The following is a 15,777-nucleotide window of genomic DNA, read 5'->3' as shown; positions in this document are numbered from 1 at the left end:
TGAAAATGAAGCATAAAGCCGGTTTTGTAAATATTATAGGAAATCCAAATGTTGGGAAATCAACGTTAATGAATGCACTTGTGGGTGAAAAACTATCTATAATCACCTCTAAAGCACAAACAACTCGACATAGAATACTTGGAATTGTTAATGGTGACGATTTTCAAATCCTCTTTTCTGATACACCAGGAATTATAAAACCTGCTTACGAATTACAAGAATCTATGATGGATTTTGTAAAATCTGCCTTTGAAGATGCTGATGTTCTAATTTATATGGTTGAAATTGGTGAAAAAGATTTAAAAGATAAAGCTTTTTTCAATAAAATAACAAACTCTAAAATACCTGTACTTTTATTAATAAATAAAATAGACACCTCGTCTCAAGAACAAGTTGAAGAAAAATTATTGTATTGGAAAGAAAAAGTACCAAATGCTGAAGTAACTCTAATTTCTGCTTTAGAGAAATTTAATGTAGAAGGCGTATTTAACAGAATTATTGAATTACTACCTGAATCACCAGCTTTTTACCCAAAAGATCAATTAACAGACAAACCCGAACGCTTTTTTATAAACGAAGCTATCCGTGAAAAAATATTACTACACTACAAAAAAGAAATTCCGTATGCTGTTGAAGTTGCCACCGAAGAGTTTTTTGAAAGTGATAAAATAATTAAAATTCGTTCGGTAATAATGGTAGAACGCGAAACACAAAAAGGAATAATTATTGGCCATAAAGGCTCTGCTTTAAAACGTGTTGGAACTGAAGCTAGAAAAGATTTAGAACAATTTTTTGGTAAAAAAATACATTTAGAATTGTATGTAAAAGTCAATAAAAACTGGAGAAGTAATAAACAACAATTAAGGCGTTTTGGATATAATGAATAAGCTTTAGCCAAAAAACTTATTATAAATTCAAACTTTTTAAACCTCAATGGAAAAAATTGCGATAAACTTTTTTAAATTTTTAAAAAACCCACAAGAAAAATTCAACAAAACGCTTTCATTAAAGCAAAAATGGAACATCTTATTTTCTATTTTATTGTTAGATTTTATATTGGTAACTATTGCTTCTGGAATAACTTCTATTATTGACACCTATTTGTTTGAATTAAAATCTGAGCCAATAGAAGATCTTTTTTCTAACAAACCTGCGTACTTAATTTTAATATTAGCCGCTTTAATTGTACCGTTAATTGAAGAGTTCATATTTCGTTTATTTTTAAACTACGATCGCAATTTTGTATTCCAATTTATTGATGCATTTACAAATAATAAAGCAAAAATATTTTGGGACAAACATTTTAAAAAAATATTTTATATAGCAGCACTTTTATTTGGCTTAATGCACCTTTCTAATTTTAGCAATACAAACACACTCTTTTATATTTTAGCTCCGTTTATTATTTTACCACAACTTATTGGAGGTGTTACATTAGGTTATATTAGACTTAAACTTGGCTTTTTTTGGGGAGTTTTAATGCATGGACTCTACAATTTAATTGTTTTCTCAGTGCTTTTATTATTTTTAAACACCACATTATTAACAAAAAAAAATACTCCAGATTATATACTTGAAATAAATAAACTAGAACTGGGTTTAAACAAACCAATAGAATTAGAAATATATAAAACTGAAACTACAATAGATTCTATTATTGGGAACAATACTACAGTAAAAGAAGTGGCAAACCTGCTAAATTTAACGGATACCGTTTTACTTAAAAAAACAAAAAGAATAAATATCCGCTTTATTAACAAAACGGACTTAAACACCCCTGAATCTATTATTTCAACCGAACTAAAAAAGCATTTCAAATAACATTTATACGCTCTAACCAACAAAACACTTTTAGCTGTTATAGTGCAACTTATTTAATTTAACAGGTACACTTTTAAACTAATTTTTTTCTAATGTTTTCATCATAAACTTATATAATTCATCCATTTGTTTATGTCCTTTTCTCCTTCCAATTCTTCCTAAAACATACATTGTAACCCATAGAATAGGCAATGCAACTACTACTATTAAAGCAGTTGAATAATCTTCTTTTAAAGTCCATTGCACGTATGCCATAATAGAAAAACCAATAAAAGCAACGGCCATAGCAAAATGAAAAAACATAAATAATGTCCAAAGTTGTGGTTTTGGTCCAAACAAACCTTTTACAATAGTTTCTTCTGAATCATTTTTTTCAATTTCAATATTTAATTGTGGTGACCAAAAATGATTTTCGTCAATAGGCACATCAATTACTATATGTCCATCAACAATTTTACTACAATATTTACAATCTTTACCATTTAATTCCTTCTTAAATCTTGAAATTAAAACATCTTGACTTTCAGTAAAATTCATTTTAAATCTAGGTCGTAAATGAATCTCACTATTTATTTGTACTTCCATATGTTTGGTCGGTTGAGATTTGAAATATAGTAAAATTAATTAAATGTCTAATTTTGAATTCATAATACTTTAAATTTCAAATTTAAATTGCTTAGTTTTGCAAAAAATTTCAATACGAATTTTATGAGCAATATTGTAGCCATTGTAGGAAGACCTAATGTTGGAAAATCAACTTTATTTAATCGTTTAGTACAACGTAGAGAAGCTATTGTAGATTCTGTAAGTGGTGTAACACGTGATAGACATTACGGAAAAAGCGACTGGAACGGAAAAGAATTTTCTGTAATTGATACCGGTGGTTATGCTGTGGGTTCTGATGATATTTTTGAAGAAGAAATTAGAAAACAAGTACAGTTAGCTATTGAAGAAGCTGATATTATTGTATTTGTTGTAGATGTAGAGCTAGGTATAACACCTATGGATAGTGAGGTTGCTAAAATTTTACGTAAAGTAAAAAAACCAATATTAATGGCTGTTAACAAAGTTGACAATGCTATGAGAGATGCTGATGCTGTAGAGTTTTACAATCTTGGGTTAGGAGATTACTTTACAATTTCTTCTATTAACGGAAGTGGAACTGGCGAATTACTTGATGCTTTGGCTGAAAAACTAGAAGATGCACCTGAAGAAGATGATGAATTACCAAGATTTGCAGTTGTTGGTAGACCAAATGCAGGAAAATCATCATTTATAAACGCGTTAATTGGTCAAGATAGATTTGTTGTTACAGACATTGCAGGTACAACAAGAGATGCTATAGACACAAAATACAACCGTTTTGGATTTGATTTTAATCTAGTAGATACTGCTGGTATTAGAAAAAAATCTAAAGTAAAAGAAGATTTAGAATTTTATACGGTAATGAGAGCCGTTAGAGCTATAGAACATTGCGATGTTGCAATTTTAGTTTTAGATGCTACACGTGGTTTTGAAGGGCAAGATGAGAATATTTTTTGGTTGGCTGAAAAAAACAAAAAAGGAATTATAATTTTAGTTAACAAATGGGATCTTATTGAAAAAGAAACTAATACCATGCGCGATTTTGAAGCGCAAGTAAGACGTGAAATTGCACCGTTTACAGACGTTCCAATTATTTTTATTAGTACTCTAACAAAACAACGTATTTTTAAAGCTATTGAAACAGCTGTTGAAGTTTTTGAGAATAGAAAAAAACGAATTCCAACTAGTAAACTAAACGATACTATGTTAGAAATTGTTAAACAATATTCACCTCCTGCTTATAAAGGCAAGTTTGTAAAAATTAAATACTGTATGCAATTACCAACACCAACACCTCAATTTGTGTTTTTCTGTAATTTACCGCAGTATATTAGAGAACCATACAAACGCTTTGTTGAAAATAAGTTACGCGAATTATTCGACTTTGAAGGTGTACCAATTATAATTTATTTTAGACAAAAATAAACTGTTTAAAACATCATAAATACTTTTCATTCCTGTGAAAACAGGAGTGAAAAAGTTTTATAAAGTTATTTATAAATTACCCTCCTATTCGTTTTATAAAATCATCTTTATAATTATTCCCTATAGGAATTCTTACATCATCAATTAAAATTCTATTTCGTTGAACAGAATGTATATATTTTAAAGATACTATATACGATCTATGCACTCTAACAAATAAATTTACTGGTAATTTTTCTTCAATTTTTTTAAAACTACTTAAGGTTAAAATTGGCTTATGTGAATTTGAAAATATTTTAATGTAATCTTTTAACCCTTCGATATATTTTATATCATCTAAGTTTAATTTAATGTTTTCGTAATCGGCTTTAACAAAAATAAAATCAAGAGTTTCTTTAGAAGCAGCTGGTTGCACCACTTTAACGGTATCTTTATTTTTCATTAAAAATATTTCCTGAGCTCTATTTACAGCTGTTAAAAACCTATGAAATGGAATTGGCTTTACTAAGTAATCTACAGCATTTAAATTAAAACCTTCAATTGCATAATGCGAATACGCAGTTGTAAAAATAAATAACGGTTTTACATCTAATGCTTTTATAAATTCAATTCCAGAAAAATCGGGCATTTCAATATCCGTAAAAATTAAATCTATATTATTCCCTTTAACAACTGAAATTGCTTCAATACCATTTGAACAAGTAGCAACTAACTTTAAAAATGGAACTTTAGATACAAAATCTTCTAACAATTCTACAGCCAAAGGCTCATCATCTATAATTAAACAATTCATCATTTTTTAAGATTTAGTACTAATTCTAGGCTGTATAATTTTTCTGATTCTTTAATTTTTAAAGAATGTGTATTAGGATATAATAAGTTTAACCTAGCTCTTATATTTTGTAGGCCTATTCCAGAGCTATCTTTATTTTTTTCGTTTATAGAAATATAATTAGTGCTAGTTAAAATAAGCTTTTGATCCTCAATAGAAATTTGAATATTAATATTTGTTTTACCCGTATAATCTGTACCATATTTAAACGCATTTTCAATAAATGAAATTAATAATAATGGCTCAATATAGTGATCTAAATTACCTCGGGCATTAAATCTAACACCACTAGAATCTTTTAATCTAAGATTTTGAAGTGCTATATAATTTTTTATATAATCAATTTCTTTTTTTAAAGATACATATTCTCTATCTGTCTCGTATAACATATACCTCATTAATTCAGATAACGTTATAATTGCATCAGTTGTAAAATCTGACTTTTTATTAGCTAATGAATAAATACTATTTAATGAATTGAATAAAAAATGAGGGTTAATTTGTGCTTTTAAAAAGGAAAGTTCTGTATTAATTTTTTGAGTCTCAATTAATGCTTTTTGTTTTTCATTTTTATACCATTCCGATACAAGTTTAACACTTGCTCCAACAGCAAATAAAAGCACACCAAATAAAATTTGAACACCCATAAAAATACTCCTATTAGGTCTTAATCTTCCAACCCTATTAGGTCGTGACATTGTAATTCCTTCCTCATTAATCAACATTTCTGGATTAAAATTTCTTGGAGGAATTAGCACATCTTTTAAATAACTTAACAGAAAAATAAATGTTATTGATACAACTATATATAATAGAATTTTTTTATTCAATAATAATTTCGGTACCAAAAAACTATAATTTAAATAGAATATTAGAATATCTAAAAGTGTTCTAAAATAGAATTGATATTCTAGTGGGAACTCTTGAAATCTATTATAAAAAGCCAATATACTTATTAAGACAATAAGCATCCAAGATAATACATGGATAATAATTGGGTTAATATTTTTAAAATAAATTTTCAATAGAATTAAATAAGAAACAAATTTACTTTTTAAAAATTATTTTGGCAGGTTTTAAAATTGTAATAACATGTTAAAATTATTTTTTTGATAAAATGAAGGGTTATACCTTATTAAGTGTATAACCCTTCTAAAATCAAACCTATATTTTAGTCGTCTTCGTCAACTTCTTCTAATGGTCTATATTCCCAGTTATCATCAAAGTAATAACTACCACTTCTACCCATTAATACAAATGCTTTATCTGAAAAACTAAATGAAACAGCATCTTGTCTTGCAGTACCTTCAAAATCTGGTTGTTCGTCCCAAGTATCTGAAGAAGGTTCGTACACCCATAAATTTTTAGTAATTCCAGAAGATTCTCCTGTTGCAATATAACCTAAACCATCTAAAGTAAAAGATACACCACTAGAAAGTAATACGCTATAATCCGCATCTTCATCATCTAAATCTGTTAATCTGTTCCAAGATTTTGAAGCCCCATTAAAAACATAAAAATCATTTTCATAAGCTCCATTTCTTAATCCTGATGCTAAATAAGCATTATCATTAATCACAAAAACTAAGGCATCTTTACGTTTATTACCACCAAAACCAACAGATTGTGTCCAAGTGTTTGAAACATCATCATACTCATAAAAGTCTTTTAATTCACTTCCATCATATCCTGTACCAATGTACCCTTTATTACCAACTGAAAAACCAACGGCACCATATCTAGCAGTACCCATAAAATCTGCTTTTTGTTCCCAAGTATTTGTAGCTGGATCGTAACACCAAAAATCATTTAGTTTATCTTCTCCATCATAACCAGTACCTATATATCCTTTTCCATTTAATTCAAAACCAACAGCACCACTACGAGCAACACCAGGAAAATCTGCTAATTGCACCCAATAATCTCCATTTTTGTTATATTCCCAAAGATCACTTAAGTAGTCCTCTCCATCATAACCTGTTACTACATATCCTTTATCACCTATTACAAATGAAACAGAATTCCCTCTTGCGGTTCCATCAAACGATGAACTTTCCACCCAGTTACCATATTCTGTATCATCATCTGATGAACAAGAAATGCTTATTACGGCAATTAAAATTGTTAAACATTTTAAATACATTTTTTTTGTAATCATAATCTTCTTTTTAACTTTTATCATTTAATAAATTGAATTTTAAACTAACTCCTGCACTAAAATTATTTTTAGTTTTAAATTCATACACACTATTCAAATTTTTATCTAATAATTCATAATCGGATTTTAATTGATATGCTGCATCAAGTTCTACTTTCCAATTATCATCTATACTATGACTGTATTTTAAGCCTGAAACAATAGAGTTAAACTGTGCTTTTTCTACCTCATCATCTATATTCACTACTATTTCATTTGTTATATTTGAGTAAAACCCTTTTGGTTTTGCATACAAACTAAACTGATTTTTTGTATTTACTTTATACAAAAATTCGATAATTGGAAAACCTACACTATACGTTAACTTTTGGTTTATAGCGCCTGCAATACTTACAACTGGTATTGGTGTACTAAATCCGTAAGATGAATTTCTAACAACTCCAAAATTAAGCTTTTTATTGATAAACATTTTAGAAAAAATAACAGCTCCATTAAAAATAACATCATCAAAAGAAATACTAGATTCAAAATTTGATGAAATTGATGGAGAAGCACTAATTAAATATCCCCAGCCATTTGAAATGGCTTTCTTAAATTGTAAAGTATATGCAACAGATTCAAAACTTTCAATACCTAAAAGGCTTTCATTTAAAACCTCATTAGAGTTGTAATTAATTTTATGATTAGAATATGCTAAACTGTTTGTTAAAACACCTTCTTTAAAATCTACCGAATAATCAAAAGCAACATTAGCTTCTTGAAATCCAACAGAATTAGAAGTACCAGGAACATAATTAAATCCTGTAACAAACAAATCATCATTCGTTTGAGCTACAATCAAATTAGCACCTAACATTAAAAAAATTAACAATACTCTATAAGCCATTATCATTTATAATTATTTTTCAAAAGTATTTAGTTATTATTTGTATAGATACCTAAAATATACTAACAAGCCTTTTTTATCTACCTAAAGTACCTTATAGTCTACGAAGCTTAATATATATTGATTATTAGCTGTTTAACATTTTGTTAACTTTTTTATCGATACAATTCAAGTACTCATCTATTTTACAGTGGTAAAACAAATGGGTTAAAATACCTTTACACAAAAAATAGAATAATGAGAAACTATTTATTAATACTTTTTCTAAGTTTTACAGCATTTATTGCTTGTGAAAGTGATACAGATACGTATACCGTAGGAGAAGATTTTTTAGATGTAGATACCAAGGTTATTGTAACTGATACAATATCAATTGAAACATCAACCATACAATTAGATTCTGTAAATACAACAAACCCTACTCGTTTATTAATTGGTGCTTTGCAAGATCAAGATTTTGGTAATTTAAAAAGCAAAACTTTCTTTAACTTGCTTACATCTACTTATGATATTAACAATGATGCAACTTTTGATTCTATTGGTATTATTTTATATTACGATACCTATTATTATGGAGACACTACCAAAACACAAACGTTTAAAGTACACGAAATAATAGAAAATTTTGAATCGCATAATGAAGACGATGATAATTTTTACAATACTTCAACATTAGAATATAGCGATACTACTTTAGGAGAGCTTACTTTTACGCCATATCCAAACAAAAAGGATTCTATTTACATTCCTATAAATCAAGATTTTGGAAGCGATTTATTTGAAAAACTTCAAGATAACGACATCAATAATTCTGATGACTTATATCAAATATTTAAAGGTTTAACAATTGCACCAGACGAAAATAGTAATGCCGTACTTGGTTTTAGCCAACCTTCTACTGTAATGAGAATGTACTACACCATAAAAGGTGAAGATGATGAAGATAATGATTATTACAACGATTTTACCATACAAAGTTATACCCAAAGCTTTAATCAAACAACAAGCGACAAATCTAATACCGTATTAAATTCTATTGAATCTTATACCGATATATTAAGCACAAAAAACACAGGTAATTTAGCGTATATACAATCTGGAACATCGTTTAATATGCGAGTAGAATTTCCTGCAATTGAAAATTTAAATGAATTAGAACAAAATAGCACAGCCATTAATGCTACTTTAAAATTTTACCCAACATTAGAGAGTTATGATACTAGTGAAACTGGAGTAGATTCACTTGCAGTATATGTTATTGATAAAAAAAATAGAGTAGTAAGCCAATTATCAAGCTTAAGTGGTAGTTCTGTTTACGCAACATTATCCAGCCAAAATGATGAGTTTGATTCGGAAAATTATTACACTGTAGATTTAACATATTTTGTAGAACAAGTTTTAACTAGTACTTATGATTTAGATTACGCTTTATTATTTCAACTTCCAAATAACAATAATGGTGTAAATAAGGTAAATATTTACGATGCTGATAATTCGGACAAGAGTATGAAACTTTCAGTTACTTATTTACTCTATTAATTATAAAATATATAACAAACAATATACTTGTGCTGAAAGAAGTAGAAATAAGACCTTAAAAAACAATAATATAAACACATGAAAAAAATACTATTTTCATTTCTAATAGTTACCTATACATCCGTTTTTATTGCAAAAGCACAAAGCGATTTTAGTTCGCCCTATTCATTATTTGGTTTAGGTGTAGAAAACTCGAACTATTTTGGAGGCTTTTCAGCCCTTGGAAACACAGGTATTGCCAGTAAAAATCTTTTTTCAATTAACAAATCAAATCCCGCATCAATAACTTCTATCGCTTCAAATTCATTTTTATATGAACTGGGTTTAAGTAGTACTTTTTCTAATAAAGAAACTGTAAATTCTTCACAGAAAAATGTCGATTTAAATGTTTCTCATTTAGCTTTCTCTTTTCAAGTAAAAGATTACTGGAAAATGAATTTTGGATTGGTTCCTTATTCTAAAGTTAGTTATGAAATTGATTTGATTAAACCTGTTGAAGGATCTTCGCAATATTTAAGTACTTCAATCACTGGTTCTGGAGGAATTAATGAAGTCTTTTGGGGAAACGGAATAAAATTGGGTAAAAACCTTTCTGTAGGATTTGAATTATCTGCTCTATTTGGTAATATAGATGAAACTGAATTAGTATATATTGGGTACTCAACTGCTACTATAACAAATTCTAAAAACTATTTTGGATTTGGTTTAAATACCGGACTACAATATACTATTAATAATATTTTTGGCACACAAACAACTTTTGGTGCTACGTTTAGTATACCAACCTATTTAAGCGGTACAGAAGATCAAACTGCAACCAAATCCTTCTCTGGATCAAGTGAAGTCGAAATTTTAAATGAAACAGATATAGATCTAGACGATTACGATTTACCTTTAAAAGTAGGTTTTGGTATTTCTTCAATCATCAACAAAAAATTAACTGTAAATGTAGATTATAAGAAAAATTATTGGTCAGATACCTACACTTCAAACAACACCTATAAGTATCAAGATCAAGAAATTTATGGAGCTGGAGTTGAATACCAACCTACACAAAATTTAAACACTTTTTGGAACAATTTAAAGTATAGAGCTGGTGTAAATTACAATACTGGGTATTTAATCTTATCAAAACAAAAAATAGACAATTATGCTGTTTCTTTAGGTGTAGGAATTCCACTTTCAAAAAGTATCTACACTTCTATGATTAATATTAATTACTCTTACGGAAAAGAAGGAACTATTAACAATAAACTAATACAAGACAATTACCATAAACTATCTTTAAATTTAAGTTTATTAGGTAATTGGTTTCAAAAAAGAAAGATTTTTTAATTAAAACGAGAGTTATTTAACTTTAACATAATTCCTTTACACACTAAATTTAATATTAATTCTCTTGTTTTTAAAAACTATATGTGCTTTTGCTTACATATAGTTTTTTTTTAATTTGTACTTTCGTATCTACATTTTACCAATTTATTTTAAACACTTCACCAAATGGAAGATATGATTTTCTACGATAGATTGCAGTTTGCATTTACTATCACATTTCACTATATATTTCCACAATTAACAATGGGACTTTCTCTAATCATTGTTTTTTTTAAATGGAAATTTTTAAGAACAAAAATTCAAAAATACAACGATGCTGCTTTATTTTTTATGAAAATATTTGCCATTAATTTTACAATGGGTGTTGTTACAGGAATTCCAATGGAGTTTCAATTTGGAACCAACTGGGCTAAATTCTCTGAACTAACAGGTGGAATAATTGGACAAACATTAGCAATGGAAGGAATGTTTTCTTTCTTTTTAGAATCTTCATTTCTAGCCTTATTTATTTTTGGTGAAAAATTAATGGGACAAAAATTGCATTTTTTAACTGGCTTTTTGGTGTTCTTAGGTTCTTGGGCTAGTGGTTGGTTTATTTTAGCTACTAATGCTTGGATGCAACATCCTGTTGGTTATGAAATTTTAGATAATGGAAAATTTGTACTTGAAAACTTTTCAGAATTATTTAGTAACCCTTGGTTAATACCCGCCTTTTTACACAATCAATTTGCTTCTGTAGTTACTTCTGCCTTTGTAGTGGCAAGTATTGGAGCCTTTTATATTTTAAGAAATAAAAACTTAGAACACGGTAGGTTATTTTTAAAAACCGGTGTTATTTTCGGATTAGTTTCTAGCTTATTAGTTGCTTTTCCAACAGGAGATTGGAATGCTAAAAATGTAGCTAAATATCAACCTGCAGCTTTTGCCGCAATGGAAGGTATTTTTGAAACTGAAGATGCTGGTGCCGAAATTGTGCTTATTGGACAACCAAATATGGTTGAAAAAAAATTGGACAATAAAATTGCTGTGCCTAATATTTTAAGCTTTTTAACCTATCAAGATTGGAACAGGCAAATTGCAGGTATGGATCAGTTTAAAAAAGAAGAACTGCCAGATAATATTCCTGCTCTATATTATTCTTACCATATTATGGTTGGCTTAGGTACAATTTTTATTGGTATTATGTTTCTAGCTGCTTTTTTCCTTTGGAAGAAAAAATTACATCTAATTAGACCTTTACTATGGGCCATTATGTTTTTGGTACCGTTTCCATATATTGCAAATATTACAGGTTGGTATGTTGCAGAATTAGGAAGACAACCTTACTTAGTTTATGGTTTATTAAAAACAATCGAAGGTGTTTCACCTACGGTTTCTTCCGGAAACACACTATTTACACTCTTAGGTTTTGTAGGCCTATATTTACTGCTTGGATTGTTATTTTTAATATTGGTTGGTAAAACTATTCATCAAGGTCCTAAACCTATAAAACATTAAACTATGGAACTATTTTGGTATATTATTATTGCACTTGTATTGGCCATTTTCTTTGTTTTAGATGGTTATAATTTTGGTACAGGTATTATTCATTTATTTTTTGCAAAAAAAGAAAAAGATAAAAAAGTAGTAGCAAAAGCTGCTGGACTATTTTGGGATTTTAATGAAGTTTGGCTTGTAGCTGGTGGAGGAATGCTTTTTATGGCTTTTCCAACATTTTACGCATCTGTATTTAGCGGTTTTTATTTACCGTTAATTATTGTGCTTTGGTTAATTGTATTTAGAGCTATAGGACTCGAATTTAGAAGTCAGTTTAACAATAAAATGTGGACTTCAATTTGGGATACCTCTTTTGGAATTTCTAGTTTATTGTTAGCTCTATTTTTTGGTGTTGCCCTTGGAAATGTTGTTAGAGGTGTTAATTTAGGAGGTGTAGAAGATGGAGCATCTTTATATGAAGCTCATTACTTTTTCTTACCACTATGGGATAGCAGTTTTAGCCCATTAACCGAGCACCCTGGAGTTATAGATTGGTTTACGTTAATTATTGGAGTTATTGCCGTAGTAACTCTAGCTATTCATGGAGCTACTTGGATTCGTTTAAAAACAAATGCATCTATTAATGAAAAATTAAAAAATGTAATTTTTACCCTAACTATTGCTTTAAGTTTTCTAACTGTATTTTCTTTAATTATATGGCAAATTGTTAATCCAAATTCATTAAATAATTTTGTTGAAAAACCATATTTATTAATATTTCCAATTTTATATTTAATAGGATTAATAGGGTTATTTTTTATTAAGAAAATAAAAAAAGATGTTCATAGTTTTATCTTTTCAACATTGCTAATAATTGGCGGAATAACATCCTCTTTAGCTTCAATATTCCCTGTAATATTACCTTCTACAAATCCAGAAAACGATTCATTAACAATTTACAATACAGCTGCCTCTAATTACGGATTATCTGTTGCATTTAATTGGGCAATTGTGGGTATTATTTTACTTGCAATTTATATTATTATTCAAAGAAGACTTTTAAAAGGAAAAATTGACAAGATGGATTACGGACATTAATTTAATAATTATGACTGCAACTTTAATTTCATTAATTAGTATTTTAATAGGTATAATTGGAGCTAATACAGCTGCTATTACTTTTAAAAAACATTCGTTAGGTGTTATTGGAAACACCATTGCAGGTGTATTTGGAAGCATTTTGTTTATTAAATCTTTTGGCCGTTTAGGTTTTGATCCTTTTACAATAGTTAAATCAGGTTCTATAAATGTTATTCTATTTTTTTTAAACTTATTAGTTTCATTTTTAGGAGGTGTAATTGCTTTAATACTGATTAAAAAATTAAAAATAATTTTAAATAAAAACACATGAAAATAGCCATACCAACAAACGATAGAGTCTCCATTGCAAAAAGAACTGGAAGAGCTTCAGAATTTGCTTTTTACTCCATTAAAAACGGAGAAATTGAATCTGTAACCTACAAAGAAAATACACATAGCCACAATGATCACGATAGAAATGAAGGACATCATCGTGGTGAACACGAAGAACATGACCATGGTGGACATGCACATGAACATGGAGAACACAGCCATGACGATCTTTTAGAAATTTTAACTGATATAGATCTTTTATTGGTAAGAGCCGTGGGAAAATATATGCGTAAAACTTTAAAAAAAGGAGATTTCGATTATAAATTAGTAAAAATTGATGCTATTTCTGAAATTTTAAAAGACTATCTATAATACATTCTAAAAAATAATATCGTAAAAATTAGTTATATTTATTATTGAATTTTAAAAAATGAATATAAAATTTAAAAAAAGACATTTAAAAATTAATCTAATTTTTGGAATTGTTTGGCTAATATTTGGATTACTAAGTATTTTCACTAAAGAAAAGGCTTATTGGACAGATTATGGATATATAATAATTTCAATCTTATATTTACTTACATATTTTTACCAAAAACAATATAAATATATAACCATTGAAAACGGAATTTTAAAGATAAATGGTGCTTTTGGAAAGAAAATTAACCTATCTAAAGTAAAACAAATTAAAAAATTTGCTGGAGATTATATTCTAAAAACCGATAAAAAAGAATTGACAATCAATACACAAATAATAGACCCAGACTCACTTATAGAATTAAATACTGAATTGGAAAAGTTGAATGTTAAATGGAATTAAAAAACTGAGTTAAAATTATAACGCATCCAATTCAATAGGTTCAATGCGTTTTATTCCTTTTCTATTCATAATTACAAGATACCGTTTAAATGTTATTCCTTTTTCAGTATAAAATTTTTGAATAAGATTTATATGATAAATTCTATTGCCTACTCTATTAATAATTTTACCTTTTTTTAGTAAAGAATATTCTTTTTTTGGATCGTCCATTTGAGTAGTAAATCTATACAAATTTATACGCGTAATATCCACAATACTATTTAATCTATTGTCAGAAATTTCTTCACCAAATTTTTTAGGGTAGATTACAATTTTCTTTTTGTATTGGATAATCTGCTCTCCTAAAAAATTATAATCTGCAGCTATAAATTTATTTTTTAAACGGTGTTTTTTAACTTTTGGACCTAATTTATTAAACGGAACAAACGTAAAATTTTCTTTAACAATACCAATTAAATTTGCCCCTGAATCTTTAATTTTTATTTTAAAATCGTGATAAAAAGAACTAGCTCTACTTACAAATAATAAACCTATCGATGCTTTTATTCTATCTTTAAACATATAACCAACTACCAATGCTATAAAAAAAGGCAAGGTAAAATTACCGTATATTTGTTGGTAATAAAAAGCAACTGCTGTAGAAAAAACCATTGCTAAACCCGCTGCAAAGGCAAATATAGACTGTTCAAAAAAGGCGCCATCTTTTCTAATATCTCTATTTAAAAACAACACACTTTCTATAAACTTTTTTAGTTGACTTCTTTTATGAAACAGTATTTCATCAAAATAATCTTCACTATTAGTAACATCAAAATTTTGTAATTTCCTATAGGTTTGCTCCTCTTTAATAAAGGCAATTAATTCTTTTAAAATTTCTTTATCTACATTATTAATTTTATAAAACTCTAACCAAACAATTAAGTAATAATTTATTATATTACTAATATATTCATCTCCATATTTTATAGTATTTTTTAAATCTTCAGCTACTTTTAAGGCTTCAATACGTAAAACCAAATCTCTATAGATTACTAAAACTTTTTTAAGTTTATTAAAATATTCTATCGATTTTATTATCTCTGATTTTCTGTTATTTTTTAATAATAATGTTGCTGTTCTAAGTGTATTATTTAAAATAGCACCCAACATTTTAACCCTAGATTCAAACTCTAGCTTATTCTTTTTTGATACTTTTTTACCCGATATTTTTTTTACAATTTTAATTAATTGATGTAGTGGCCCCGTTTTTACATTAAGAATTTCATCTAACGTATATTCAGATGCATTGTACCTAATATATACTTTAACATCGTTATAAAATTTAGATTTCGGATAGGTTTGATTGTTAATATTTAAGCCATTAGGAATAAAAAGATACGTAAGTGTATTATAGGTAGTTTTCTTCTTTTCAGAAAGTATTTCATAAATAGATTTTATTTCTAAAGAAAAATTATCGTGTATTTTTACGTTATCTTGTATCATTTGTA

General features: G+C 27.8%; 16 protein-coding genes. 10 read left to right on the top strand and 6 right to left on the bottom strand.

The window, feature by feature from the left end; translation table 11 throughout:
• The first annotated feature begins 5 nt into the window (after positions 1–5).
• Both era and MHL31_RS12480 read left to right on the top strand, forming a co-directional pair.
• The gene (gene era / locus MHL31_RS12485; RefSeq protein WP_240226283.1) at positions 6–887 is read left to right on the top strand and encodes a GTPase Era; all 882 of its coding nucleotides are present in this window, start codon (positions 6–8) and stop codon (positions 885–887) included.
• Positions 888–933: 46 nt separating this feature from the next.
• A complete protein-coding gene (locus tag MHL31_RS12480; protein ID WP_240226282.1) occupies positions 934–1,821 on the top strand; it encodes a CPBP family intramembrane glutamic endopeptidase in 888 nt (295 codons plus the stop codon).
• 78 nt (positions 1,822–1,899) lie between these two features.
• On the opposite strand, the gene MHL31_RS12475 is transcribed toward MHL31_RS12480, so the two are convergent.
• The gene (locus MHL31_RS12475) at positions 1,900–2,406 is read right to left on the bottom strand and encodes a GTP-binding protein (protein WP_240226281.1); all 507 of its coding nucleotides are present in this window, start codon (positions 2,404–2,406) and stop codon (positions 1,900–1,902) included.
• A 123-nt stretch (positions 2,407–2,529) separates the two neighbouring features.
• Between MHL31_RS12475 and der the strand changes: the two genes are divergently transcribed.
• Positions 2,530–3,831 carry a ribosome biogenesis GTPase Der gene (der, locus tag MHL31_RS12470; protein ID WP_240226280.1) on the top strand — a complete coding sequence of 434 codons (1,302 nt, stop codon included), beginning with the start codon at positions 2,530–2,532 and terminating at the stop codon, positions 3,829–3,831.
• Between the two features lie 76 nt (positions 3,832–3,907).
• On the opposite strand, the gene MHL31_RS12465 is transcribed toward der, so the two are convergent.
• The 4 genes from MHL31_RS12465 to MHL31_RS12450 all read right to left on the bottom strand — a co-directional run bounded on the left by MHL31_RS12465 (position 3,908) and on the right by MHL31_RS12450 (position 7,713).
• Positions 3,908–4,627, bottom strand: coding sequence for a LytR/AlgR family response regulator transcription factor (locus MHL31_RS12465; protein ID WP_371824122.1), 720 nt, complete (start codon positions 4,625–4,627; stop codon positions 3,908–3,910).
• Complete coding sequence (locus MHL31_RS12460) at positions 4,624–5,493, bottom strand: sensor histidine kinase (RefSeq protein WP_240226279.1); 870 nt, start codon at positions 5,491–5,493, stop codon at positions 4,624–4,626. Before MHL31_RS12460 ends, MHL31_RS12465 begins: the two co-directional genes overlap by 4 nt.
• A 341-nt stretch (positions 5,494–5,834) precedes the next feature.
• A complete protein-coding gene (locus MHL31_RS12455; protein WP_240226278.1) occupies positions 5,835–6,821 on the bottom strand; it encodes a kelch repeat-containing protein in 987 nt (328 codons plus the stop codon).
• A gap of 10 nt (positions 6,822–6,831) precedes the next feature.
• Positions 6,832–7,713: a DUF6268 family outer membrane beta-barrel protein gene (locus MHL31_RS12450; RefSeq protein WP_240226277.1), complete on the bottom strand. Its 882-nt coding sequence runs from the start codon at positions 7,711–7,713 to the stop codon at positions 6,832–6,834.
• 231 nt (positions 7,714–7,944) lie between these two features.
• Here MHL31_RS12450 and MHL31_RS12445 point away from each other — a divergent pair, with 231 nt between their 5' ends.
• The 7 genes from MHL31_RS12445 to MHL31_RS12415 all read left to right on the top strand — a co-directional run bounded on the left by MHL31_RS12445 (position 7,945) and on the right by MHL31_RS12415 (position 14,290).
• Positions 7,945–9,246, top strand: a complete 1,302-nt coding sequence (locus MHL31_RS12445; RefSeq protein WP_240226276.1) for a DUF4270 family protein — start codon at positions 7,945–7,947, stop codon at positions 9,244–9,246.
• Between the two features lie 78 nt (positions 9,247–9,324).
• The gene (locus MHL31_RS12440) at positions 9,325–10,581 is read left to right on the top strand and encodes an OmpP1/FadL family transporter (protein WP_240226275.1); all 1,257 of its coding nucleotides are present in this window, start codon (positions 9,325–9,327) and stop codon (positions 10,579–10,581) included.
• A 165-nt stretch (positions 10,582–10,746) separates the two neighbouring features.
• Complete coding sequence (locus tag MHL31_RS12435) at positions 10,747–12,078, top strand: cytochrome ubiquinol oxidase subunit I (RefSeq protein WP_240226274.1); 1,332 nt, start codon at positions 10,747–10,749, stop codon at positions 12,076–12,078.
• Between the two features lie 3 nt (positions 12,079–12,081).
• Positions 12,082–13,155 carry a cytochrome d ubiquinol oxidase subunit II gene (gene cydB / locus MHL31_RS12430; RefSeq protein ID WP_240226273.1) on the top strand — a complete coding sequence of 358 codons (1,074 nt, stop codon included), beginning with the start codon at positions 12,082–12,084 and terminating at the stop codon, positions 13,153–13,155.
• A 10-nt stretch (positions 13,156–13,165) separates the two neighbouring features.
• Positions 13,166–13,468 carry a hypothetical protein gene (locus MHL31_RS12425; RefSeq protein WP_240226272.1) on the top strand — a complete coding sequence of 101 codons (303 nt, stop codon included), beginning with the start codon at positions 13,166–13,168 and terminating at the stop codon, positions 13,466–13,468.
• Entirely contained in the window at positions 13,465–13,842 is a 378-nt protein-coding gene (locus MHL31_RS12420; RefSeq protein ID WP_240226271.1) for a NifB/NifX family molybdenum-iron cluster-binding protein, read from the top strand. Before MHL31_RS12425 ends, MHL31_RS12420 begins: the two co-directional genes overlap by 4 nt.
• Before the next feature lie 58 nt (positions 13,843–13,900).
• On the top strand, positions 13,901–14,290 hold the full coding sequence (locus tag MHL31_RS12415) for a hypothetical protein (protein WP_240226270.1): 390 nt from the start codon (positions 13,901–13,903) through the stop codon (positions 14,288–14,290).
• Between the two features lie 15 nt (positions 14,291–14,305).
• Here the strand turns inward: MHL31_RS12415 and MHL31_RS12410 are convergent, their stop codons facing one another.
• Positions 14,306–15,772 (bottom strand): hypothetical protein, encoded by a 1,467-nt coding sequence (locus tag MHL31_RS12410; RefSeq protein WP_240226269.1) that lies wholly within the window; start codon positions 15,770–15,772, stop codon positions 14,306–14,308.
• Positions 15,773–15,777: the final 5 nt, after the last annotated feature.

It is taken from the genome of Lutibacter sp. A80, assembly GCF_022429645.1.
Lineage (GTDB): Bacteria > Bacteroidota > Bacteroidia > Flavobacteriales > Flavobacteriaceae > Lutibacter.
The sequence above is the reverse complement of the archived record's forward strand: the minus strand, read 5'-3'. Positions and strand labels throughout refer to the sequence as shown.